General features: G+C 58.2%; 24 protein-coding genes. 9 read left to right on the forward strand and 15 right to left on the reverse strand.

Features of this window, described 5'->3' with window-relative positions; all coding sequences use genetic code 11:
• Window positions 1-80: 80 nt before the first annotated feature.
• Complete coding sequence (locus PG871_RS18980; RefSeq protein WP_270732427.1) at window positions 81-770, reverse strand: RluA family pseudouridine synthase; 690 nt, start codon at window positions 768-770, stop codon at window positions 81-83.
• A gap of 116 nt (window positions 771-886) precedes the next feature.
• Here PG871_RS18980 and PG871_RS18985 point away from each other — a divergent pair, with 116 nt between their 5' ends.
• The 3 genes from PG871_RS18985 (at window position 887) to PG871_RS18995 (ending at window position 3,690) form a co-directional block, all read left to right on the forward strand.
• Window positions 887-1,297 (forward strand): nuclear transport factor 2 family protein, encoded by a 411-nt coding sequence (locus PG871_RS18985; protein ID WP_270732430.1) that lies wholly within the window; start codon window positions 887-889, stop codon window positions 1,295-1,297.
• Window positions 1,298-1,395: 98 nt separating this feature from the next.
• Complete coding sequence (locus tag PG871_RS18990; protein WP_270732432.1) at window positions 1,396-2,973, forward strand: hypothetical protein; 1,578 nt, start codon at window positions 1,396-1,398, stop codon at window positions 2,971-2,973.
• 3 nt (window positions 2,974-2,976) lie between these two features.
• Entirely contained in the window at window positions 2,977-3,690 is a 714-nt protein-coding gene (locus tag PG871_RS18995; protein ID WP_270732434.1) for an SGNH/GDSL hydrolase family protein, read from the forward strand.
• Here the strand turns inward: PG871_RS18995 and rarD are convergent.
• The 11 genes from rarD to PG871_RS19050 form a co-directional block, all read right to left on the reverse strand.
• Entirely contained in the window at window positions 3,687-4,592 is a 906-nt protein-coding gene (rarD, locus tag PG871_RS19000) for an EamA family transporter RarD (RefSeq protein ID WP_270732435.1), read from the reverse strand. The two genes, PG871_RS18995 and rarD, sit on opposite strands and share 4 nt — an antisense overlap.
• Before the next feature lie 120 nt (window positions 4,593-4,712).
• Window positions 4,713-5,645, reverse strand: a complete 933-nt coding sequence (locus PG871_RS19005; protein ID WP_270732438.1) for a homocysteine S-methyltransferase family protein — start codon at window positions 5,643-5,645, stop codon at window positions 4,713-4,715.
• Between the two features lie 109 nt (window positions 5,646-5,754).
• Entirely contained in the window at window positions 5,755-8,205 is a 2,451-nt protein-coding gene (locus tag PG871_RS19010; RefSeq protein ID WP_270732440.1) for a GcvT family protein, read from the reverse strand.
• 95 nt (window positions 8,206-8,300) lie between these two features.
• Window positions 8,301-9,203, reverse strand: coding sequence for a homocysteine S-methyltransferase family protein (locus PG871_RS19015; RefSeq protein WP_270732443.1), 903 nt, complete (start codon window positions 9,201-9,203; stop codon window positions 8,301-8,303).
• A complete protein-coding gene (locus PG871_RS19020) occupies window positions 9,200-11,650 on the reverse strand; it encodes a GcvT family protein (protein ID WP_270732445.1) in 2,451 nt (816 codons plus the stop codon). The genes PG871_RS19015 and PG871_RS19020 overlap by 4 nt, the downstream gene beginning before the upstream one ends.
• 11 nt (window positions 11,651-11,661) lie before the next feature.
• Window positions 11,662-12,285, reverse strand: a complete 624-nt coding sequence (locus tag PG871_RS19025) for a LysE family translocator (protein ID WP_270732447.1) — start codon at window positions 12,283-12,285, stop codon at window positions 11,662-11,664.
• Window positions 12,286-12,287: 2 nt separating this feature from the next.
• On the reverse strand, window positions 12,288-12,659 hold the full coding sequence (locus PG871_RS19030) for a GFA family protein (RefSeq protein ID WP_270732449.1): 372 nt from the start codon (window positions 12,657-12,659) through the stop codon (window positions 12,288-12,290).
• A gap of 11 nt (window positions 12,660-12,670) precedes the next feature.
• Window positions 12,671-13,231 carry a helix-turn-helix domain-containing protein gene (locus tag PG871_RS19035; RefSeq protein WP_270732451.1) on the reverse strand — a complete coding sequence of 187 codons (561 nt, stop codon included), beginning with the start codon at window positions 13,229-13,231 and terminating at the stop codon, window positions 12,671-12,673.
• 177 nt (window positions 13,232-13,408) lie between these two features.
• Window positions 13,409-13,867: a GAF domain-containing protein gene (locus PG871_RS19040; protein ID WP_270732454.1), complete on the reverse strand. Its 459-nt coding sequence runs from the start codon at window positions 13,865-13,867 to the stop codon at window positions 13,409-13,411.
• Window positions 13,868-13,879: 12 nt separating this feature from the next.
• The gene (locus PG871_RS19045; protein ID WP_270732457.1) at window positions 13,880-14,914 is read right to left on the reverse strand and encodes an alpha/beta hydrolase; all 1,035 of its coding nucleotides are present in this window, start codon (window positions 14,912-14,914) and stop codon (window positions 13,880-13,882) included.
• Between the two features lie 60 nt (window positions 14,915-14,974).
• A complete protein-coding gene (locus PG871_RS19050; RefSeq protein ID WP_270732459.1) occupies window positions 14,975-16,147 on the reverse strand; it encodes a thiolase family protein in 1,173 nt (390 codons plus the stop codon).
• 181 nt (window positions 16,148-16,328) lie between these two features.
• On the opposite strand from PG871_RS19050, the gene PG871_RS19055 reads away from it, so the two are divergent.
• From PG871_RS19055 to PG871_RS19070, 4 genes are all read left to right on the forward strand, one after another.
• Window positions 16,329-16,658 (forward strand): STAS domain-containing protein, encoded by a 330-nt coding sequence (locus PG871_RS19055; RefSeq protein ID WP_270732463.1) that lies wholly within the window; start codon window positions 16,329-16,331, stop codon window positions 16,656-16,658.
• A gap of 31 nt (window positions 16,659-16,689) precedes the next feature.
• Window positions 16,690-17,133 (forward strand): ATP-binding protein, encoded by a 444-nt coding sequence (locus PG871_RS19060; RefSeq protein ID WP_270732466.1) that lies wholly within the window; start codon window positions 16,690-16,692, stop codon window positions 17,131-17,133.
• Between the two features lie 109 nt (window positions 17,134-17,242).
• Window positions 17,243-18,820, forward strand: a complete 1,578-nt coding sequence (locus PG871_RS19065; RefSeq protein ID WP_270732469.1) for a gamma-glutamyltransferase family protein — start codon at window positions 17,243-17,245, stop codon at window positions 18,818-18,820.
• 3 nt (window positions 18,821-18,823) lie between these two features.
• Window positions 18,824-19,210 (forward strand): rhodanese-like domain-containing protein, encoded by a 387-nt coding sequence (locus PG871_RS19070; protein ID WP_270732471.1) that lies wholly within the window; start codon window positions 18,824-18,826, stop codon window positions 19,208-19,210.
• 30 nt (window positions 19,211-19,240) lie between these two features.
• Here PG871_RS19070 and hspQ read toward each other — a convergent pair whose 3' ends face one another.
• Window positions 19,241-19,567 (reverse strand): heat shock protein HspQ, encoded by a 327-nt coding sequence (gene hspQ, locus PG871_RS19075; protein WP_054003086.1) that lies wholly within the window; start codon window positions 19,565-19,567, stop codon window positions 19,241-19,243.
• A gap of 83 nt (window positions 19,568-19,650) precedes the next feature.
• On the opposite strand from hspQ, the gene PG871_RS19080 reads away from it, so the two are divergent.
• Together PG871_RS19080 and PG871_RS19085 are read left to right on the forward strand one after the other, a co-directional pair.
• Window positions 19,651-20,532 carry an AEC family transporter gene (locus PG871_RS19080; protein ID WP_270732474.1) on the forward strand — a complete coding sequence of 294 codons (882 nt, stop codon included), beginning with the start codon at window positions 19,651-19,653 and terminating at the stop codon, window positions 20,530-20,532.
• Window positions 20,533-20,609: 77 nt separating this feature from the next.
• A complete protein-coding gene (locus tag PG871_RS19085; RefSeq protein ID WP_270732477.1) occupies window positions 20,610-21,197 on the forward strand; it encodes a transglycosylase SLT domain-containing protein in 588 nt (195 codons plus the stop codon).
• An 18-nt stretch (window positions 21,198-21,215) separates the two neighbouring features.
• Here the strand turns inward: PG871_RS19085 and PG871_RS19090 are convergent, their stop codons facing one another.
• Together PG871_RS19090 and PG871_RS19095 are read right to left on the reverse strand one after the other, a co-directional pair.
• The gene (locus PG871_RS19090) at window positions 21,216-21,827 is read right to left on the reverse strand and encodes a LolA family protein (protein ID WP_333559692.1); all 612 of its coding nucleotides are present in this window, start codon (window positions 21,825-21,827) and stop codon (window positions 21,216-21,218) included.
• An 80-nt stretch (window positions 21,828-21,907) separates the two neighbouring features.
• Window positions 21,908-24,889 (reverse strand): DNA translocase FtsK, encoded by a 2,982-nt coding sequence (locus PG871_RS19095; RefSeq protein WP_270732478.1) that lies wholly within the window; start codon window positions 24,887-24,889, stop codon window positions 21,908-21,910.
• Between the last annotated feature and the right edge of the window lie 16 nt (window positions 24,890-24,905).

A 24,905-nucleotide genomic window follows, 5' to 3' on the forward strand; every position in this document is an offset into this window, starting at 1 on the left:
GCCCCCGGCTTTTTCTTTCTCCAAATACCTTTGGGTGAATGCGCCAAAGGCGCAGAGGGGCAACGCCCCTAAAAACCTGCCTAAAACGGCGCCTTAGCCCGAAACGACATGCCTTTACCGCTTTCCGGATGATTGAACCGCAACTCCTCGGAATGCAGCATCAAGCGCTCAAACGCCCGCGCCTCCCCCTTGGCATACAAAGGATCGCCCAGAATCACATGCCCCAACGCCAGCATATGCACCCGCAACTGATGGCTCCGCCCGGTCTTTGGAAACAGGCGTACACGGCTCTCGGTGTCGCCAACCTTCAGCACGCGATACTCCGTCATCGCCGGTTTGCCATTTTCGTGATCCACCATCTGCAGCGGCCGGTTCGGCCAGTCCACAATCAGCGGCAAATCCACCGTACCGGTCTTCTCGGTCATTTGCCCCCAAACCCGCGCCACATAGGTCTTGCGCGTCTTGCGCTGCTCAAACTGCATCGACAGATGCCGCTGGGCATGGGCGGTCAAGGCAAACACCATCACCCCCGATGTGTCCCGATCCAGTCGGTGCACCAACAACGCCGTCGGAAACGCCGCCTGCACCCGCGTGATCAAACAATCCGCCAAATGCGCGCCCCGGCCCGGCACCGACAAAAGCCCCGACGGCTTGTCGACAACCACAACATCGCTGTCCTCATGCAACACTGCAAGCGGCCCCATAGGCGGCTCATACGGTGTGATATCGGAATGGCGAGGTTCGGCTGGGGGCTCAACAGATTGGGTCATAGGCCCCGACATACGGTTTTGACCCCGCGTCGGCAACCCAACGTCAGTCTTGCTTTGATCCACGCACTCGGCAATCTGAGCACTGATCAGATATACAGATCCCAAGGGAGAGAGACATGCACCCAACCATCGTGAAAATGCAGGAAGTTGTCGCCAAGGGCAACGAAGACGACATCAAAGGCCTGCTCGCCGAAGACGTGACATTCCAGCCCCCCACCTATTGGGCCACTTGGACGGGCCGCGACGCGGCTGCAGCAGTGCTTGGCCATGTCGGTCAGGTGTTCCAAGACTTCCGCTACCGCCGCGTGATGGGCGGCGACAACGATTGGGCTTTGGAATTCCAATGCAAAGTTGGTGACTTCGATTGTGTGGGCGTCGACTTGATCACACTCAACGATGCTGGCGAAATTCAACACTTCGAAGTTGTGATGCGCCCCTATAAAACCATCGGCGCCCTGCGCGAGGCGATGAACAAACGCGTCATGACCGACGCGCGCTTCCTCAAATTCAAAGACGCGCTCAGCTAAGCTCACCCTGCGTCACCCCCTTGGGCAGGTTTTCCATCCTTGCCCAAGGCGTTCTGGATTCATACGGTGCGCCAAACGATTTCAGGATTGATTTTCAAATGCTTAGATTTGCACCCTTCCGCACGACAACAGCCGTTCTGGCCTTTCTGCCCGCCACATGGGCGCACGCCGATGTCACCGCCCAAGACGTTTGGACCAACCTGCAAGCCTATGGCGCTGCCGTTGGTGGCACGCTCAGCGCCGAACTTGTAGACACTGCGGACGGGCCGACCCTCACCAACCTCACCTATGGCCTCGCGCTCGACATGCCCGCCACGGAAGCTGGCGACAGCCCCACACCTTTGTTTGATGCCACGGTCACGCTGCCCGATATGGCCTTGCAAAACCGCGCGGATGGCACAGTGACGATTGCCTATCCCGACACGACAACACAGACCATTTCAGTCACTATGGCAGAAGGCACTGCATTCGAAATCCCCTTTGCGATGGAAACAAAAGGCTTTATCGCCACCGCCAGTGGGATGCCCGGCGACATCACCTATGACTACAGCGCCACGGAAATGGCCTATAGCTCGGTCTTCGCAGTGCCATCGGAATTCGCAGCCGCATTTGATGGTGCGACTGACTTCGACATGCAAATCAACTACAAGGACGTCCTCGGCAAAGTCACAATTACCGAAGGCGACCTGATCAAGATCCGCTCTGATGCTCGCATCGGAAAAACACACACGTTGACCAAAACCGGCCACGCCTCCGACTCCCCAGCCAAGGCGACAAGCGACAACAGCACCACAGGCCAACACATCACTGGCACGATGGATTTGCCGGCGTCTGGCATCACATTTTTTGACATGTCACAAGCGCTGCGCGCGGGTCTCAATTTCGCAATGACCCTACGCAGCGAAAGCTTTGCGCAGACGGAAACCGTCGCTATGGGCGAGGACCTGATCTCGGAAACCCAACTGACATCCGGCCCGGAAAACATCGACATGACCGTCAACACAGCCGGCCTGTTGATGGACGCGACGGCCTCTGACACCAGCCTTTCGGTTTCTATGCCCGCCGCCATGCCCGTGCCCATGCGCTTTGAAGCCAACGAAGTGAGCATTGGCCTGCGAGTGCCGCTGCTCACGTCCGACGCACCGTCTGGCTTTGCCTTCAAAACACAGTTCAAAGACGTCACCGTTGGCGACGAGATCTGGGGCATGTTTGACCCCAACAGCCAATTGCCACGCGATCCGGCCCAGTTGGCGATCGACCTGTCCGGCACCCTGATCCACAAAGTGGAATGGTTGAACTTCCTCGCCGTGCCAGACGCCATCGACGCGCTGACCTCCTTGCCGGTCGAGCCGCACGACCTGTTGATCAACGCCCTCTCGATTGACGCCGCAGGGGCCAAAGCCAGCGCCAAAGGTGCGTTGACTTTTGATCTGTCGGATTTGCAAACCTACGACGGCATGCCACGACCCGACGGGCAGATCAGCGTTGACGTTCAGGGCCTGAATGGCCTTCTGGACGCTCTGATCGCCATTGGCCTGTTGCCCGAAAACCAGGCTATGGGAGTACGTATGATGCTGGGCGGCTTTGCCAAATCTGTTGGCGAAGATCATCTGACATCCACCATCGAGATGACGCCGAGCGGCCAAATTCTCGCAAACGGTCAAAGGCTGAAATAGCGGATGATTGCCATCGACCAAATCGCCCGAATCCCACTTGTGCCCCTTCTGGTGGCGCAAGGCTTGGGCATTCGGCGCAGGGTCAACCAACTGCCGGAACCTCCGGGCGCGCGGTCCGGCACCGAAGGCCAAGGTCCAACGCTGCGCCTTCTGATCATCGGCGACAGTTCCGCCGCAGGCGTCGGTGCCACCACTCAGGCAACCGCGCTGTCCGGCCAGCTGGTCGACCAGCTGGCCCAAACTCATCGCGTGCATTGGCGGCTTGAGGCCGCCACCAGCGCGACCACCCGTGTCACGCTGGACCACATTGCGTCGCAGATGCCGCAAAGGGTTGATGTGGTGGTTTCAGCCCTTGGGGTGAACGATGTGACGCGCGCGACATCCAACACCAAATGGGTAGAGCGTCAGACAAGGTTGGCCGATTTCATGGCCGACACTTATGGCGCCAAACTGATGGTAGCCTCTGGCTTGCCGCCAATGGGAAACTATCCGAAACTGCCGCAGCCGTTGCGATGGGTGTTGGGGGAACAGGCCAACCGTCTCGACCGTGGCCTTGCCAATCTGGCATCCAGACACGCGATCCTGTCCCATTTGCCGATTGATATCCCCTTTGAGCCACGCTTTCAGGCTGAAGACGGATATCACCCATCTGAGGAAGCCTACGCGCTTTGGGCCAAACTCATCGCAGAGCACATTCACGCAAATCTGACGACCTAGCTCTTACGCCGAAACTCGCGCAGCATCGGAATTGAGTAGATCACCAAGGCCGCCCAGATCATCGGAAAGGCGATCATGCGGGCTTGGCCAAACGGTTCTTTGAAAACAATCACAGCCACGAGAAAGATCATCGTGGGCGCGATATATTGCATGATGCCGATGGTCGACAACCGCAGCAGTTTGGCGCCATTGGCATACAGCAAGAGCGGCACCGCCGTGACCACGCCACAGACCAACAGAAGCCATGTGTCTTGCGTGCCTTGCAGAAAATGGCTCTGCCCCTGCGCGGTCAGCCAAAGCAGATACAACGTCGCCGGAATGCTCAGGATCAGCACCTCAAGCAAGAAGCCCTGATTGGGGCCAATCGGCAGCGATTTCTTGAAAAAGGCATAGAAACCCCACGACACCGTAAGGGTCAGCGCGGCCCATGGCAGCGTGCCCGCATCCAGCCACAAAACACCAACAGCTGCAGCCGCAAGAGCCACCGCAACCCATTGCAACCGCGTGAGTTTTTCACCCAATAATATGGCCGCAAGCGCAATACTGAACAGCGGGTTGATGTAATACCCCAGAGCTGCATCCAACGCGCGATCCGTCGCTATCGACCAGACATAAATGCCCCAGTTGATCGACACCAACGCCGCCGTCACGCAGGCCATCATCAACGTTCGCGGGCTTTTTAACGCCGCCATTAGCGCATCTGTGCGGCGCATCAACAGCAGGATCGCACCCGCAATCGGTACCGACCAAATCACCCGATGCGCGACGACCTCTACCGGCGGGATATGCGCCACCATTTTCATGAACAGCGGCAAGAACCCCCAAAACACATAAGCGCCCAGCGCAAAGGCAAAGCCTTGCTTCGTGTCCACATTGTCTGCGCGATCTGTTGGGGTTGCCATTGGCGTCTCCTCAGGGGCGGCCACGCGCCCCGACGCTCTTTGGTAGACGGGCTTTGCCGCAAAGGAAAGCCGTTAAGATGTGAAGTAAACCATCAATTCCAGTGATGCCGCGCCGCCAACTCAGACCCACGGTCCTACAGTTATCGCTGCAATCATTTCCTTCATATGGCGCATGTCGGTGCCGCAACATCCGCCCACAACATTGATCTGCGAAAACCTGCGTTCAATGTCTGCAAGTTGTTGGCCGAACTCTTTTGGATCACCACTGTCCAGCGTGTCTGCCTCATCCAGTTCAGCATGACTGCAACGCGACGCATTGGCGACCACACCGCGCAGGCGCTCCCGACACAAAGGCGCATCAATTGCGCCGATCAAATGTTCAGGGTGAGCACAATTCACCATGAAATAGGCGGGATAATAGTCACAGGCCTCGTCAACCTCTCGGATCGCCGTCTCCAAGGAAACGCCAACAGGCAAGCGCCCATCCGTTTCCACCGTGAAGGCGATTACGACCGACAAACCCGCTTTCTTTGACGCCAACGCAATGCCGGCAGCTTCGTTTGGATAGGACAGTGTATAGCCCGTCACCAAATCCGCTTCCGTTTCTGCCAAAACCGCAATCTGCTCTGTGTGATACGCCGTTGCTTCGGCCACGGTCATCTGTTCACGCGGTGCGTAAGCGTCTTGGCGCGGACCAACATTTCCACTTAGCAAAACCGGATGCACCGCGCTTGCGCGCAATTCATCCATAAACGCCATTGCCGTCCGGTTGGCTTTGGCCAAGGCATCCGGCTCATACCCTATCGCCGCCGCGCGATCCCTATTGGCCAGCCAAGTCGTGCTTTCCAAAATCACGCCAAGCCCGGCCTCTTGGCCCAGATCGATCACCTGCTGGTACGACCGGCGCAACAACTCCCGCCCCTCGGCCGTTTCCAACAGCGGATAGGAGGCAAATCCTGGCAACTCGGCGCCTTGCGTAAACAGCAAATCGGTTTCCATACCTGTGTAAGCAAGGAACAAATCACCGCTTTCGTGCGGAAGAAGGTTAGGCATTTGTGACACCGGCAATTCCTGTAGGTTTTGCCGACCTTAACAGAGCTTTCAAGGCGCAGGGAAAAGGATGCATTTGACGGGTTTCACCACTTTGCGCCCCCCATACATCCTACACCTTCACGCGTTCCGATTTGGGATCATACATCGGCCGGATCGACGCCTCGGCACGCACCTTTGTGCCCATCACATCGATCTCATAAGTCGAGGCCAACACCTCCGCCGCCTTTTCCCCCGCGCAGGGCACATAACCCAAGCCAATCGCACCGCCCAATGTGTGGCCATAGTTGCCCGAGCTGAGGTATCCAACATATTCGCCATCCCGCAGGATCGGTTCATTGTGGAACAACAGCGGCTCTGGATCGGTGAGTTTGAACTGAACCATACGCGCCTGCGGACCCGTCTCTTTGCGGGCAATCACCGCCTCTCGGCCAATGAAATCCGGCTTGTCTGTCTTGACCGCAAAGCCCAGCCCCGCGTCCACCACATGATCCTCGCATGTGATGTCATGGCCAAAATGCCGGAAGCCTTTTTCGATCCGGCAACTGTCCATCATATGCATGCCACAAAGCTTCAGCCCCATGTCCTGACCAGCGTCAAACAATGTCTCAAATGCATGACCCGCCATATCGGACGACACATAGATCTCCCAACCAAGCTCGCCCACATAGGTCACCCGATGCGCCCGCGCGAGGCCCATGCCAAGCTCGATTTCTTGCGCTGTGCCAAACGGGTTCGTCGCATTGGTGAAATCGGCGGGCGAAACTTTCTCCAACAGTTTACGCGCATTTGGCCCCATGATCGCCAACACACCTTCGCCCGCCGTGACATCGGTGATCACCACGTTGAACGCCCCTTTGTTGCGCATCAACCACGTCTGATCCGCCAGTCGCGTCGCCGCGGGGGTTACCACCAAATACGCGATCTCGCTCAGGCGCGTGACGGTCACATCCGCCTCAATCCCGCCCTGACGATTGAGAAATTGCGTATAGACGATCTTGCCATTTGGCACCGAATAATCGCCGCCGCCTACATAGTTCATAAACGCCTCGGCATCCGGCCCTTCGACGCGGATTTTGCCGAAAGACGACATGTCGTACATGCCGACGTTTTCACGCACGGCGCGGTGCTCGGCCGCGGAATTCTCAAACCAGTTCTGACGCTTCCACGTGTAGTGATAGTCGCGTTCCTGACCCTCATTGGCAAACCAGTTGGCCCGCTCCCACCCTGCCAATTCGCCCATCACCGCGCCTTGTTCTTTCAGCTGATGATGAAACGGCGTGCGCCGCACACCGCGCGCGGTGGCCTTTTGGCGATAGGGGTAATGGTCCGCATAAAGCAGTCCCAGCGTTTCTTTGGAGCGTTCAAACAGATAGGTTTTGTTGCCTTGAAACGGCTGCATGCGGCTGATGTCTACATCGCCCAGATCAAACGGTTTTTGCCCGTCTTCCATCCACTGCGCCAATGCCATGCCCGCGCCGCCCGCAGATTGAATGCCAATCGAGTTGAACCCCGCCGCGACCCAGACATTGTCCATCTCGGGCGCGAGACCAAGGTGATAGGCGTCATCGGGCGTAAAGCTTTCCGGCCCATTGAAGAAGGTATGAATACCCGCCTCGGCCAACATCGGCATACGATTGACCGCCGCCTCTAGGATGGGTTCAAAGTGGTCAAAATCCTCGGGCAGTTGATCGAATTCAAAACTGTCGGCAATGCCGTTCATGCCCCAAGGTTTGGCCGTGGGTTCAAAAGCACCCAGCAGGATTTTACCCGCGTCCTCTTTGTAATACGCGCATTCATCCGGCACCCGCAGCACCGGCATTTGCGTCAACTGGGGGATGTTTTCCGTGACGATATAGAAGTGCTCACAGGCATGCAGCGGCACATTGACCCCCGCCATGCGACCAACTTCGTGACCCCACATACCTGCACAGTTCACGACCATGTCGCAGGCAATGTGGCCTTGATCCTGGCCATCGTCGCTGACCCAGTCCACGCCCGTCACATTGCGGCCGGACTTGGCGATATTGGTGACCTTCACACGCTCTTTGACAATCGCGCCATTCTGACGCGCGCCTTTGGCCAGCGCCAGCGCGATATTGGCCGGATCCCCCTGCCCATCGAGCGGCAGATAAACACCTGCGGTCACATCATCAATGTTGAGATGTTCGTATTTGGCCTTCACTTCGGCGGGTGAAATTTCCTCGACCTCAACCCCAAAGGCACGCGCCATGGCAGCTTGGCGGAAAATCTCTTCGCGACGTTCCTCGGTTAGGGCTACCGTGATCGAGCCGCACCGCCGAAACCCGGTGGCGACGCCAGTTTCAGCCTCGAGATTGCCATAGAGCTCTTGGCTATATTTCGCGAGTTTGGTCATATTGGCGGTCGCGCGCAGTTGCGCGATCAGGCCAGCGGCATGCCATGTGGTGCCGGACGTGAGCTGTTTGCGCTCCAGCAGGACCACGTCCTTCCAGCCCAGTTTGGTCAAATGATAGGCGACTGAGCAGCCGACAACGCCGCCGCCGATGATGACCACACGGGCCTTTTGGGGAAGATCAACCAAAGCTAAGTCCTTTCAGGTATTTCGGAAGGCTCACGCCATCCGACCGGCCGGGGGCGCTGCCCCCGGACCCCCGGGATATTTTGAGCAAGAGGAAATCATGCACCGACAATTGTGTGACCCGCGGCGGTGAGACGTGTTGCAAGTTCTGCAATATGCGCCGGACCCACCTCGCAGCAGCCGCCGATCAGCTTCAAGCCTTGATTGGCCCAGCCCATTGCAAAATCGGCATGCGCCGCGGGGGTCAGGTCTTGGCGAGCCGACAAGGTGTCCACTGTGCCGCCAATTTTGAGCGCGCCGATGCCGGTGAAGCCATTGGCATAAGCGCCCGTCGGCAAACCTGCAGCCAGCACGGTCGCGATATTGGCGTCGACCACCTCGGGTTTGCAGCAATTGAGGCCGACGCCCGCGACGCCGGAGCCTTGGAGCGCGGCAAGCGCATCTGCCAGTGGTTCGCCCGAGCGCAAGGTGCCGCTGTCGTCATCGGTCAACGTCATGAAGACCCATGTCGGCACACCCGTCTCAACCGCCGCCTGCGCCGCAGACGTGACCTCGGCGATGCTGGAGAGCGTTTCTGCAAGGATCAGATCGCTGGCCGCGACCTGACCGGCGATAATCTCGCGGTAAAGTGGCAATAGATCATCGTGGCTCACGGCCATATCGGGCCGGTAAGAGCCGTGCAAAGGCGACAGGCATCCAGCAAGTTTAACGCCCTCAACACCAACCTCATCTCGCGCCGCATTTGCGAGATCGATCGCGCGTTGTTGCAGTGGCGCAAACATATCCGGCTCGTTTTCCCGCTCAAGCCGTTCTGGTGTCACCGTATAGGTGTTGAGCGTGATCAGCTTTGCGCCGGCGCGGATATAGTCCGCATGCACACCCTGTACCACGTCGGGTTCTTCCATCATCACCTTGCAGGACCACAAGGGATGAGGTGGCATCGACGAGCGCGCCAGAAGCTCTTGGCCTGTGCCACCGTCTTTGAGAATGATGTCGCTCACGCCCGCAGTCTTTCGTTTTCCGGATCCCACATCGGTTGATCTTCTTGCACCACGGCGCGGTATTTCTTGCCGTAGATTTCGACCTCAAGCTCTGTGCCGGCCACGGCCAGTTCCGCCTTGATCATGCCCAGCGCGATCGAGGCATTCACCCGATAGCCCCAGCCACCCGACGTGGTTTCGCCCACGATCTGATCGCCATGCCAGACGCAGGACATATAGGGCGCGTCCGTATCTCCGGCCTCGATCTTCAACGTCACAAAGGACTTTTTCACGCCCTGCTGTTTCTCACTCAAGATCGCGGCTTTGCCCGGGAAATCCTGCGGCTTATCAAGCTTCACAAAGCGCCCAAGTCCCCCTTCAAGCAGCGAATAATCTGTCGACAAGTCGCCTTTCCACGCGCGGTAACCTTTCTCCAGACGCAGCGAGTTCAGCGCATACATGCCAAAGGGCTTCGCCCCGCCTGCGACAATCGCATCATAGATCGCTGGCATATCCGCGTTCAGAGCATGGACTTCCCAGCCCAGCTCGCCTGCAAAAGACACGCGGATCAAATACGCAGGCCGACCGGCCACGGTGGCGGACTGATGCGTCAACCAACCGGTACTAAGGTCCGCATCGGTCAAACCCGACAGGGTCTCACGCGATTTTGGCCCCGTCACAATCAACGTGTCTCGCGTGGTGGTGACATCTTCGACCGTCACAGTCGCGGGCATCGCAGCCGTCAGAATATCGCGGTCATGCCATTGCGCCGTGGCCGCAGTGATCATCAGGAAGTCATCATCGCCCATGCGGATACAGGACATTTCCGTCAGGATCCGCCCACGTGCATCCGCCACATAGACAAGGTTCATGCGGCCCACTTTCGGCAAACCGCCGGTGATCAGACCACGCAAAGTTTCCGCCGCGCCTTCGCCGCGCACCATAAACCGCGAGAACCCCGGCAGATCAAGCACGCCGCAGTGATCGCGCACGGTTTCACATTCTTCTTTGATGCGTGCTTCCCAGGGGCCAGTCCGCCCCCATGTGTGGGTGGCGTCCAACGACGTGTCGTCGCCGTCCTTGGCGAACCAATTGGCCCGCTCCCAACCGTTATAGGCCCCCATAACACCGCCCTGTGCAACAACCCGGTCATGGACGGGGGAGAGCTTTTTGTCGCGCGCGGCGGGCCATTCGTGATGCGGGAAATGCATGGCGTACTCGTTTCCGTAGACCTCCATGCCTTTCTTCACGCAATAATCGTGATCGGTGTAATCCGTATAGCGGCGCGGATCGACGGCCCACATGTCCCACTCGGGCGCGCCATCGACGATCCATTCCGCAAGCACCTTGCCTGCGCCGCCACCTTGGGCAATGCCAAAGGTGAACACACAGTTTTCAAACGCATTTTCCACGCCCGGCATCGGACCAATCAACGGCAATCCGTCTGGCGCATATGGGATCGGGCCATTGATCACACTGCTCACGCCCGACGTCGCCATCAAAGGCACACGCTCCATGGCGTCGGTCACAATGTCCTCGATCCGGTCCAGATCATCCTGCCAAAGCTGAAAGCTGAAATCGTCGGGCATCACATCGCCGTCGGTATCCCAATGCGCTTTGCAGTTTGGCTCATAGGGACCAAGGTTATAGCCGTGCTTTTCCTGACGCAGATAATAAGACACATCCACGTCACGGATCAGCGGCAGTTTCACCCCGCCGTTTTCCTTGGACCAGGCTTCGATCTCGGGGATCTGCTCGGTCAACAGATACTGGTGGCTCATCACCATCATCGGCACTTTGCGCCCACCGTAGGGTTCAAACATCTCACCCACGCGCTGCGCATAATATCCGGCGGCATTCACCACGTAGTCACAGGCGATGTCGCCTTTGTCGGTGTGCACGACCCATGTCTTGTCTGCTTGCTGTGTCACACCTGTTGCCGGGCAGAACCGGATGATCTTGGCACCCATGTCGCGCGCGCCTTTGGCCAACGCCTGTGTCAGCTGCGCGGGGTCAATGTCGCCATCTGTCGGATCATACAGCACACCGGCAAGATCATGTGTTTCCAAAAACGGATAGCGTTCCTTGGCCTCTTCCGGAGTCCACATCTCCATCGGGATCCCTTGATAGCGGCCCATCGACAGCGCGCGCTCAAACTCCTGCATCCGCTCTTCGGTATGTGCCAGTCGGATCGACCCCGACTGGTGATAATTCATCGGGTAATCAACCTCTTCGCCCAGCCGCGCATAAAGCTCGGTGGAATAGCGCTGCATGTTCATGATCGCCCAGCTGGTCGAGAACGTCGGCACATTGCCCGCCGCATGCCACGTGGACCCCGCTGTAAGCTCGTTCTTTTCCAAAAGAACGCAGTCGCTCCAGCCCTTTTTGGCCAAGTGATACAGGCTGCTTGCGCCCACGACACCGCCACCGATGATGACCACACGGGCCTTCGTTGGAAAATCAGACATGACCATCTCCCTCAGTCAAATACCAGTTTCGCCGCCAGCCCGCCAAAAATGACGGCCGCGATTTTGTTCAATATTCCTGTGGCTTGCTTCAACTTGGCGCCCACCACTCCGGCAGAAAGCCCGATGATAGAAACAACAACAAATCCACCCAATGCAAACATCACCCCGAGGATCACGATCTGCTGCCAGATCGGACCTGCAACGGGCGTGGTGAATTGCGGTAAAAACGCGAGGATGAACAGGATGATCTTGGGGTTCAGCATATTGGTCAGAAACCCGCGCCGCACCGCGCGCGGAATGCTCGATCGCCCGTCCACGTCATCGCCAACCGGCTTTGCGGTCCACGCTTGATACGCCAGAACCACCAAATACGCCGCCCCCACATATCGGATCACCAGCAACGCGGTCGGCGAGGCCGCAACCAACACCGCCAATCCCGCCGCCGCAAAGGTGATGTGCACCACCAAGCCCAGCGTCACGCCAACCGAGGCCGCAACGCCGGCCTTGGGACCGCCCGCAATACCGCTGGCGATGGTGAACATCATGTCCGCGCCGGGCGTCAGATACATCACCAGCGACGCTGCCATAAAGGCCCAAAGCGTCACGCTTTCCATTTGTGCAAACGTTTCCAGCATGCTCAGTCCTTCTGCTCCAAACCATCCGCGATGTCGTAGTAGTCGCCCTTGTCCGCGACAAAGATATGCTTCTCGATCTTGATCCCCGTCGGCCCGTCCAATGCGCCCAAGGCAAAACTCATCGTGTCCTCGTCATGGGCCTTCCAAAACAGATACGCCCCGCAGCGCGGGCAACTGCCACGCTTGGCAGTGTCGCTGGCTTCAAACCACAAGACATCGCCGCTTATTTGCAACGCACTCTCCGCCACAAAGGCCGAAGCCCAGACGCCGCCGGATTGCTTGCGGCACTGGCTGCAATGGCACATCGACGGGCCTTGCGGCGGCGCGGACGTTTCAAACGTCACATCCCCACACAGACAGGATCCTCTCAGCATTGCCGTCCCCCTCAATAGACCGGCGGCGCGATCACCCAGATCGCAACACAGGCTTCATCATAGGGGTTTGACCAATGGTATTCCTCGCCCCGAATACGGAAACTGTCCCCCGGCCCGACCGAAAATTTCTGTACGCCAATGCGCAGCTCCAGCCGGCCGGAAATCACATATCCAACTTCTTGCGTGGGCCGCTCCGCAGGCTCCTGCATGGCCGAGCGAGCCGCAAAAGTAGAATGCACCATCTCGAAATCGTCGGTTAGATCAGGTGACAACAGCTCCTCAACCAGACCCTCCTCCGAGCCGCCCATCGGCCGCCGCGCTCCGGCGCGCACCACATAACCTTGCTCATGCGCGGGAGCTGACGATTGCCCGAACAGCATCGACATCGGCACATCCAACACTTTGGCAATCTGGCGCAAATCGGAGATCGTCGGCTCTGACTTGTCACGCTCCACTTGGCTCAGCCAGCCCACGGACCGGTCCAGCTGGTCCGCCATATCCACAAGCGTCAGCCCACGCGCCTTGCGCAGAGCACGCACATCGGCCCCCAACGTTTCAAGATCTGTCGGCACTTTATGCAACACGCGCGATTCTTTCGTGAAATTTGCCCTTCGAATTTCACGTTGCGTCAATCTCGTGAAATTTTCAAGAACTTTTTCACGGCATCCCGGAGTTTTTCACCCCGCCCGCGCTCTTTTGTTCAAACAATGCCTAAGAGAGAAAGCCGTCAGGCCAAAGGACAACGCCCCTTAGGCGGCCTCGGCAAACACCGCCGCCAACAGCGCGGCAAACACGTCGGCGTCTTCCTGCGTGAACGCATCTGGCAAATCGCTGTCCAAATCAAACACACCCAACAAATCGCCTTTGCCATTCACCACTGGCAACACCAACTCAGACCGCGTTGACGTCGCACAGGCTATATGGCCCTCAAAGGCTTCAACATCCGCCACCAACTGCACCTCCCGCGTGCGGGCAGCCGCGCCGCAGACACCGCGTGAAAACGGAATGACCAAACAGCCGTGCCCGCCCTGATAAGGCCCGATCTTCAAGAGTTCAGGCCCGACAACGCGGTAAAACCCTGTCCAGTCAAACCGGTCGTCGCTGTGATGCACCTCGCACGCCAATGTCGCCATCAAAGACACCGTGTCCGTTTCCCCTTCGGTCAACGCCAACACCGTCTTTTTCAACTCGTCATAGTCCACGCGCATCGCTCAGCTTTCTTAAAACAGGGTCCTCAGCCACTTGGCTGATGTCTCGATCGCCTCATTGCCCTGCGGGATCACCTTGGTCAATGACATGAAGGCATGGATCTGACCCGGGTACGCCACCAGCTCCACCGCAACACCTGCCTCACGCAACGCCTCTGCATAGACATGCGCATCGTCCCACAACGGATCATGCCCCCCCGCCACGATCATCGCAGAAGGTTGTTTGGCATAGGTATCGGTAAACAGAGGAGAAACCCGCGGGGCCAGCCGCACCGGACCTTCAGCCACATAGAGGTCAAGGTACCACTTGATCCGCGACGCAGGCAGCAAAGGCTGTTCCTGCAAATCCAACATCGATTGGGACGTCAAACGCGCATCCACTGCAGGATAAATCAAAAGCTGCCCCAAAGGCATCGGCAAGCCCGCTTTGGCAATGTCATGCATCAACACCGCCGTCAGGTTCCCGCCCGCGCTGTCGCCGCCAACCGCCAGTTGCGCCGGGTCAATGTTCAACACGGTCTGGCCGCTAATCAACGCTGAATAACAGGCCAGCACGTCATCAACGGCGGCAGGAAACATATGCTCCGGCGCTAGGCGATAGTCATAAGACACCACCCGAATGCCCGCCAAATGCGCCAGCCGCGCGCACAATCCGTCATGGCTTTCAATCGCGCCCTGTACCCAGCCGCCGCCATGCAGATACAGCAACGTCGGTGCGGCCCCGTCGGGTGACACTCCGGCGGGCGTATAGACCCGCGCACGCCGATCACTTTCGGCTCCGGGCAACTGAATGTCGACCATGCCAACGCTGTCCGGCCCCGGCTTTTCCAGCTTCTGCGCACTTTCCAAAAGTTGCTGGCGGCTTTCCTCAATTGTTGGCAAGTCGTTGATGTCACGCATCATCCCCACGACTTCGCTGACCGCCTGCGCCTTGGCATCGATCATGCGTCCAGCGACAATCGTACGCCGTCCACGATACATCCATTCAACGATGGATTCCGGCAAAACCAGTTTCACCAGCCCGAACACGGCTTTCAACTTGGACACGACGCGCCTCCTTCAGCTTCCCGCAGGTAAGCTGCACCGAGACCGCGCCGCGTTCAACAGTTACACGCGCTCAATCGCAATCGCCGTGCCTTCGCCGCCACCAATACAGATCGCAGCAACACCCCGCTTCAGTCCGCGTTTTTCCAATGCGTTCAGCAGAGTCACCATGATCCGCGCGCCCGACGCACCGATTGGATGCCCCAACGCACAGGCGCCGCCGTTCACATTCACAATGTCACGGCTCAGACCCATTTCATGCATGAAGGCCATCGGCACCACGGCGAAGGCCTCGTTGACTTCCCACAGATCCACGTCGTCCTTGGACCATCCGATCTTCTTCAGCAACTTCTGCGCCGCAGGCACCGGCGCGGTGGTGAACAATCCTGGCGCTTGCGCATGGCTCTCGTGCCCCAAAATCCGCGCACGCACCTTAAGACCCTGCGCCTTAGCCGCGTCCTCGGACGCAACGACCAACGCAGCCGCTCCATCGGAAATCGACGACGCGTTTGCGGGTGTCACCGTACCATCCTTGCGAAACGCCGGCTTGAGCTGCGGAATTTTCTCCGGACGCGCGTTGCCTGGCTGTTCATCCTTGCCCACAACCACATCGCCTTTGCGTGTGGAAATCGTAACTTCGGCAATCTCACCTTCAAACGCGCCGGAAGACTGGGCTTCCAGAGCGTTGGACAAGGACTTCAAGGCATACGCATCCTGTGCCTCACGTGTGAACTGATAGCTCTCCGCACAATCCTCGGCAAAAGTGCCCATCAGGCGACCTTTGTCATACGCGTCCTCCAGACCATCAAGGAACATGTGGTCTTTGACTTCCTGATGGCCGATCCGCGCACCGCCACGCATTTTTGGCAGCACATATGGTGCGTTGGTCATGCTCTCCATGCCACCCGCAATCATCAAATCCCGATCACCCAGCGCGACGGCATCAAACGCCATCATCGCCGCCTTCATACCGGAGCCGCACATCTTGTTCAGCGTTGTGGCAGGCACTTCCTCGCCCAATCCACCGGCAAACCCTGCTTGCCGCGCCGGTGCCTGTCCCTGACCGGCGGGCAAAACACACCCCATCAGCACCTCGTCCACCGTCACCGCGCCCGCATCTTTCAGGGCCGCGCGAATCGCCGTACCGCCAAGCGTCGCTGCCTCGACACCATCAAATGCACCTTGGAATCCACCCATCGGCGTACGCGCAGCACCGGCAATCACTACATTTTTCATCGATTTCTCCCACAAATCAGATATTTACCCCTCGACGCGTATGGTTTGCACCACAAACCTTGCACCGATGTTGCAGCTTTCCTGCGGGATCTGGCTGCAGTGTGCAACATGTTCGCGCTCACTTATTGGTAAGGATTTTTGTGTACAGTTTTGTACTGACACATGGTTTCGGGAGATACTCATGAACTTAACAAGTAAGACAAAAGGCGATACGCGAATTGTAACGGTGCACGAAACCCGCATCGACGCATCTGTCGCGATCCTGTTCAAGGACCGCATGCGAGAGGAAACCGACTCCGCAGAAGGGCGCGTCGTGTTGGACCTGTCAAAAGTCGACTTCATCGATTCCAGCGGTCTCGGTGCAATCGTTGCGGCTATGAAACAACTGGGCAGCAAGCACCGGATGGATCTGTCAGGCCTCAATGAAAACGTCGACAAGGTATTTCGCCTGACCCGCATGGACACGGTATTCAAAATCCACCCCTCTTTGGAGGAGGCGTTGGCAGCCTGAGTTGCCAGCATCAAGGAAGGACCCGGGGCTCGTGACCAAAAACAATCCCGATATCCACATCGAACTCGAAGGCACTCCCGAAGAAGTGCGCGCAGCATTGATGAAACTACGCGCGCGCGTTTCCGAGCAACAACTCGAAACGTTCAATGCTGGCACCCTTGAAGTGGTGCTCGCCGAAGTGCTGAACAATATCGTTGAGCACGCTCTCGCCAATCATAGCGACGGCACAATCACATTGTCGGCCGACTATGACGTCAATCAGTGGAACATCCGAGTCCGCGATGACGGCGCGCCGATGCCCGGCAATCAGATTCCGGCCGGCGATCAACCCGATGTCGACACCGACTTTCTGGACTTACCAGAAGGCGGCTTTGGCTGGATGATGGTGCGCACGCTTGCCCGCGACATCACCTATTATCGCACCCCCCAAAACTGGAATGAGCTGACCTTTACCATTCCCGACACGCCCACCTGACAGCACGTGCTACCCTTTGGACAGAAGTCTGCTGTCCAGACCTTGCACTTCGTCCCCAGCTGTCCCAGTCTCCGCTCCAAGAGACAGGCTGACAATGTAAGGGACACCTATGCGCGATTTTCAACTTCCTGGGCGCTCGCCCGTCATGTCCTCAAATGGCATGTGCGCAACGTCGCATCCATTGGCAGCACAGGCCGCGCTCGACATCCTGAAATCCGGCGGCTCCGCGATGGACGCAGCCATTGCCGGCGCCGTGTTGCTTGGCATTTGTGAGCCGCAATCCACCGGTATCGGCGGCGATTGCTTTGCCTTGGTCTCCCTGCCCGGCAGCAACGAAGTCCATGCCTTCAACGGCTCAGGCCGCGCGCCTGCAGGGGCCAGTGCCGCCCGCTTGCGCGACATGGGCCACACCGCCGTGCCTGTTTTTGATGTCGAGGCGATCACCATCCCTGGCGCCATTGATAGCTTTTGCCAGCTGTCTGAAAAATACGGAAAACTCGGCATCTCCGACAGCCTCGCGCCTGCTATTCATTATGCTGACGCCGGTGTGCCCGTCGCACCGCGCGCCGGGTTTGACTGGGGCGGCAACGGCCGCACTCTACAAGGCCACGGTCGTACCCACTTCATGAACAACGACAAGCCTTACACCACCGGCCAGCTCTTCAAGGCGCCGGGCCAAGCCGAAGTGCTGCGCCGCATTTCCAAACAAGGCCGCGACGCGTTTTACACCGGCGAAATCGCCGAAGACATGGTCGCCACGTTGAATGCTCTTGGCGGCGTTCACACGATGGAAGACTTCGCAGCCAGCGTGGGCAACGACGCCACCCCGGTCAGCGGCATGTACAAAGACGTGGAACTGATCGAGCATCCGCCCAACGGCCAAGGCGCCATTGCCATCCTGATGCTCAACATTCTCAAGCATTTCGACATCGCCTCGATGGACCCCTTTGGTACACAGCGCGCCCACATCGAAGCCGAAGCCGCCAAACTGGCCTACGACGCGCGCGACCGGTTTATCGCCGACCCGGACTCCACCACGCGACTGGATCATCTGCTGAGCGAAGAGACCGCCGCAAAACTTGCCGCGCTGATCGACCCGAAAAAGGCACTGCCTCACCCTGCCCCTCTGACCGAAGCGGTGCACAAAGACACGGTTTATATCACCGTCGTCGACAAGGATCGCATGGCGGTCTCGCTGATCTATTCAATCTTCCACGCTTTTGGCTCCGGCATCGCATCCGAGAAATTCGGCATTCTCATGCAAAACCGTGGCGGCGGCTTTACCTTGCAAGACGGCCACCCCAACGAGCTCGGCCCCAACAAGCGCCCGATGCACACCATTATCCCCGGCATGACCCGACGAAATGGCGTTGTCGAAATGCCCTTCGGCGTGATGGGCGGACATTATCAGCCCAACGGTCACGCCCGCGTGCTGACCAATATCGAAGACTTCGGCATGGACGCCCAAGAAGCATTGGACGCGCCGCGCTCCTTTGCCGAAGATGGCGTGCTCAAAGTCGAGCGCGGCTATTCTGACGCCGTGCGTCAAGAACTCGCTGACCTTGGCCATACCGTCGAAATCCCGCCCGCCCCGTTGGGCGGCGCACAGGCGATTCAGATCCATCCCGATGGCTATTTGATCGGCGCCTCTGACCCGCGCAAAGACGGCGCAGCGATTGGATACTGATCGATGACCATCACCCCTGTGAAAACCCTCGTAGCGCAAGCCAAGGACCAGATCACCAGCCTGTCACAAGACGCGGCCGAGGCGATGGTGGCAGATGGTAAAGCGCTGTTTGTCGACATCCGCGACCCGCGCGAATTGGCGCGTGAGGGCCGCATCGAAGGCGCGTTTCACGCCCCGCGCGGCATGCTGGAATTCTGGTTTGATCCCGAAAGCCCCTATCACAAACCTGCGCTGGCGACCGACAAAACCCTGATCCTGTTCTGCGCCAGCGCGTGGCGCAGCGCCTTGTCGGTGAAAACCCTGCAAGACATGGGCGCCACCAATGTGGCCGAGATGGAAGGCGGATTTTCAACGTGGAAAAAACGCGGCGCGCCAGTCGACACCGACTGACGCACCCAATTTTTCACGGCCCAAATGGGCTCAGTTCATGTTGTAATGCAGCGGGTATATCCCGTCTTCCATCGGACCAAACATCTCCGGCAGGTCAGGATGGCCAACCGGTTCGCCGGAATAATCCGCGATCAGGTTCTGCTCAGAGACATAAGCCACATAGTAGCTTTGGTCATTCTCGGCCAACAGATGATAAAACGGCTGGTCTTTCACCGGCCGACTTTCCTCAGGGATGTTCTCATACCATTCGTCGGTATTGGAAAACTCGGGGTCGACGTCAAACACCACGCCGCGAAACGGGTGTTTACGATGACGGACCACTTGACCGAGATAATATTTTGCGCGTGTTCTAAGCATGTATTGCAGCCTCTATTGCCTAAAGTTAGACCCTTCAAGGGGGCAATGTCCAACTTTTGACACATTTTTCCGGGAAACAGTCTGTGAACATAATCTTAACAGTTCTCGAAATTGTCGCGCCGGTCTTCCTGGTCGCGGGCGTTGGCTTTGCCTGGGTAAAAGCCGGTTTTGAATATAGAATTCAATTTGTTACCCGCCTCGCCATGACACTGGCGGTGCCCTGTCTGATCTTTACCGCCTTGATGAAAACGCAAGCTGATCTCGCCACTCTTGGCACGCTCGCCATCGCTGGAAGTGTCGGCTATGCCGTAATTGGCGTGCTGTCATGGGGGATGTTGTCGCTCGCCGGCCTCGACATTCGCACCTACCTCGCACCGGTGATTTTTGGCAATACCGGCAATCTCGGCATCCCGTTGTGTTACTTCGCCTTTGGACAGATCGGGCTTGAGGCCGCCGTGGTCATGCTGGCAGTTACCGCGATCTGGTCTTTCACAATCGGCATCTGGCTGGTCGCGGGCAAAGGCTCGGCGGGCAAGATCCTCAAAGAACCGATGATTGCGGCCACCATTCTGGGCGCGCTGTTCCTGTGGCAAGGCTGGGAAACCCCGCGTTTTCTTACCAACACGCTTGATTTGATTGGCCAAATGGCGATCCCCCTGATGCTCATCACACTTGGCGTGGCCGTTGCCCGCCTGACCCCGGCCCGCGTGGCCACCGCAATTTGGCTATCGGTCGCCAAACTGGCGCTGTGCACCGCCGTTGGCTGGGGCGTGGGCCTCGCATTTGGCCTAACCGGCGCCATTTTTGGCGTGCTGGTATTGGAATTGGCGACGCCCGTGGCCGTCACCGCCTACCTTTTGGCGGAAAAATACGAGGCTGACAGCAATGCGGTTGCGGGCCTTGTGATGGTGTCGACCCTGACATGTGTGATCGGATTACCGCTCATCCTTGGCTTTCTTGTCTGATCCCCCGCGATTGTGATTTCACCCCACCACACGAATGCGCTAAACTGCTGCAAAACAACAAACATAGCGTGAGGCAGATGAGCAGAGTCCTTATCGCGCTTTTGGCCGTCCTTATTGTGGCGTCCTGTGGTGGCGGCGACAAACAGCCACCGAGAAACCTTGAGAATGCGTGTTCGATTCTCAAGGAGAAGAAGCATTTTGGCAAAGCGTTCAAGCGAACGCAGCGCAAATGGGGTGTGCCGGTCAACGTACAAATGGCCGTTCTCTATCAGGAGAGCAAGTTTGTTTCTAACGCTCGCACACCGCACAAATACATTCTCGGCGTGTTGCCGATGGGGCGTCAATCGTCCGCCTATGGCTATGCGCAGGCGCTTGATGGCACATGGGATCAATACCGCAAGGAAACCCGCAATCGCAGCGCCAAGCGGACCGACATCCGTGACGCGTCTGACTTCATGGGCTGGTACTTCACCAAGTCCCGCGAGCGGAACGGCGTTTCATTGGCCGACGCGCGGGGTCAGTATTTGAACTATCACGAGGGCCACACCGGGTATGCCCGTGGTACTTACAAGAACAAGTCGTGGCTGCTGCGCGTGGCCGACGACGTCAACAGCCGCGCCGCCCGATATGGCCAGCAACTTCAGGGCTGCAAACGTCTGTGGTAAATCCGGTAGGCGCGGGGCTCAGTTGGCGCCGCGCCGCTCCCGGTCAATGTCAAAAATCCGGTTGCGCAGGGGCATCCCCGACTGGGTATCCCCAAGAATGACAGTGGTCTGACTGCCGGTGCTGTCATTGATCACCCACTGTCGCAGCTCCACCGGATCCGCCGTAAACTTCAATTGGAGACTGCCGACGTCAGGGTTTTCCGGATCCTGTGCTGTCACCACGGTGGCCGTGCCGTCATAGTCGTGCCCGACCACCATATTGGCTCGGCCAAGGTTCACGTTCTTATCCAGAATTATCGACAGCGGCGTGCGCTTTAGCGGGTAAACCTCCGGCGGCTGGTTTGACCGCCCATCAAAAATGGCCACGCTGTTGTTGAACGTGAGAACCAATGCCTTTTCCGGTGGGTTGTACTCAAACCGCATCATGCCGGGCCGTTTGATAAACAACTTGCCGGTTTGCACCGACCCGTCATCCGAAATTTGTGTGAAATTCGCCTGCACCGTGACCATGTCATTCAAATAGTCAGACAGTGCATCCAACGAAATCTGCTCCGCCTGTGCGGGTAATGCGGACACCGCAACGGATGCGGCCACGACGGCGGGGGCAAAAAAGCTTTTCAACATTCTCATGGCCTTAACCTAAGGAACCGCCGCTCGGAAATCAGCCCCGAACGACGGTCACAATCCTGTGTCAGCGATGCGCCGCCGACTTATTGCTCTGGTATAAGAATTTCACGTTTGCCCACATGGTTCGCGGCACTCACCAAATTCTCGTCTTCCATCTGCTCCACAAGGCGCGCGGCCTTGTTGTACCCAATCGCCAGTTTGCGCTGGATATAACTGGTCGAACACTTGCGGTCCTTGATCACAATCGCGACCGCCTGATCATAAAGCGCATCTTCGCCATTGGTGTTGCCACCGGTGTTCAGTCCCAGAACCGCATCGATATTGTCGGCCTTCTCATCATCGGGCCCTTCAACAACGCCACCGATATAGCTTGGCGGACCAAAGCTCTTGAGGTGGTTGACGATTTCCTCAACTTCTTCGTCGCTCACAAACGGGCCGTGGCAACGGGTAATCTTGGCGCCACCCGCCATGTAAAGCATGTCGCCCATGCCCAAGAGCTGCTCGGCACCCATCTCACCAAGAATAGTACGACTGTCGATTTTGGATGTCACTTGGAACGAAATCCGAGTCGGGAAGTTCGCCTTGATTGTACCGGTGATCACGTCCACCGATGGGCGCTGTGTGGCCATGATCAGGTGAATACCCGAGGCACGCGCCATCTGTGCCAGACGCTGGATGCAAGCCTCGATCTCTTTGCCCGCCACCATCATCAGATCGGCCATCTCGTCGACGATAACGACGATATAGGGCATCTTTTCGGGCTTCATTTCCTCGGTCTCAAACACCGGCTCGCCTGTTTCATCGTCAAACCCGGTCTGAACGGTGCGCGAGAACATGTCCCCTTTGGCCAACGCATCCGCCACGCGGCTGTTGTAGCCATCGATGTTGCGCACGCCCATTTTGGACATCTTGCGATAGCGTTCTTCCATCTCGCCCACGACCCATTTGAGGGCCACAACGGCCTTCTTCGGGTCGGTCACAACCGGCGACAATAAGTGCGGAATGCCGTCATAAACCGACAGTTCCAACATTTTGGGGTCGATCATGATCAAGCGGCAATCTTCCGGTGTCAGACGATAGAGCAGCGACAGGATCATCGTGTTGATCGCCACCGATTTACCGGACCCCGTGGTCCCCGCAATCAACAGGTGAGGCATCTTGGCAAGGTTGGCGACCACCGGATCGCCGCCAATGTCTTTGCCCAAGGCCAACGGCAACTTCATGTTGCTGTCGCCAAAGTCCCGCGCGCTTAGGATCTCGCGCAGCACCACCTTCTCGCGGTTTTCGTTTGGCAATTCGATACCAATCACACTGCGGCCTGGCACCGTCGACACACGCGCCGACAGGGCCGACATCGATCGTGCAATATCATCCGCAAGACCAATCACGCGGCTCGCTTTCAAACCGGGCGCGGGCTCAAGCTCATACATCGTCACGACAGGACCGGGGCGCACGGACACGATCTCGCCCTTGACGCCATAGTCATCCAACACAACCTCAAGCATCCGCGCGTTCTCTTCCAGCGCGTCATCGCTCAGATGATGGCGCGAGATTTCCAGCGGGCTTTCCAACAGGTTCAGCGGCGGCAATTCATACTCGATCTTGTTTTCTTCAAACGCCAGCGACGGTTGCGCCTCTTGCTTGGCGCGCGTCGACGGCTGCACCGGCTTGTTCTGACGCGGCTGCACCACTTTGCGCTGTTCCGGCACCGGAATCGGCTGCGGGGCGCTTTGCTGGTACGGCTGGATCGGAGCCGACTCAACGAGCATCGGATCCTGCCAATCGGTGCCGTCGTCCAACACAACATCTTCGGCCATCGGTGTTTCGTGCATTTGCGGCGCGGCCATCGCAGACATCGCGGCCGAAAGCGGTGGCTCCGCACGCAGGCCAACTCCACCGGTCAAAGGTGGCTCCATCGGATGGGCGGCTTGCGGGAATTGCGCGTCATCCTGCGCATCCGTTGCCAGCACCAAAGGATCAGGCCGACGGCCCCGGCCTTTGGTCAACGGCTTGTCGGCGTGTAAATCGGGATGCAACTCTGGGTCCAGATCCGACGGCGACACTGCTTCGCCGCGCTGTGCGCGGTTGCGCATCACGTCGGCAATTTTGGATTTGATCCGCGCCTCTCCGCCCGGCACATCCGCGATGTCCTGCACGAAAATATTCTCAACCAGTTCCTGTTCCGGCAATTCTTCAGGGGCCGCTTCGGTCCGCTTGATCAACGTCGGCATCCGCAGGCGTGGCTTGGCGAACGGCGCAACTTCTTCAATTGTCGGCGCGGGCGTGTCCTCAACCACAGCGTCATTCCAGCCTTCGACAGCGGCTTGCGCGACGCGTGCTTCTTCAGCTTCGCGGCGCTCCTGACGGCGGGTTTGCATGGTCTTGGCGGCCTGCGATGCTCCAGCAACCGCGCCGCTTGCGCCACGGCCCAACAGGGTCATCAACTTGTCGTAGGCCAACACCAGACCCACCACGATCCGGCGCGCAATTCCCTGCAGCTCCGCCTTGGTGAAGCCAAGCGTAAACAGCGCGATCGCAACAAAGGCCACACCGGTCGCCAACGACAGGATTTTCACGCCCGCCTGAGCCCCAATCGGCAGCACTGTCAGCAAAAAGCCGGTCACAGTGTCGCCAAACAGCCCGCCAACACCAAAGTCATGAGTCCACGCCGCACCAGGGGCCAAAGTAGAGGCATAGATCGCCCCCAAGGCCAACATGATCGGCGCAAAAATGATGCGGGATTGCACTCTGTCTTCGCCAATATGTAGCGCCAAACGCACGCCCCAAACGGCCAAAACTGCCGCCACACCCCAGCTGGCAAAGCCTATGATCACAAACAATCCGGCGGAAATCGACGCCCCGATCCAGCCCATCCAATTCTGCACAGGCGCATCCGTCACCGACAGGAAACTCGGGTCCGTCGGCGTGTATGATGCGATCATCGCCGCCGCCATCAGACCAAGCCCGATCAGCACAAAACCAATCAGCTCCTTGCCGCGTTTTTCCACCGCTGCCTGTGTTGCACTGTCCAAAAGAGGGCCTCTGCCACGCGCTTGATATGCCATCTCGTTACCTACCTCG

The sequence above is a fragment of the Shimia sp. Alg240-R146 genome (assembly GCF_947331465.1).
Classification (GTDB): Bacteria; Pseudomonadota; Alphaproteobacteria; order Rhodobacterales; family Rhodobacteraceae; genus Shimia.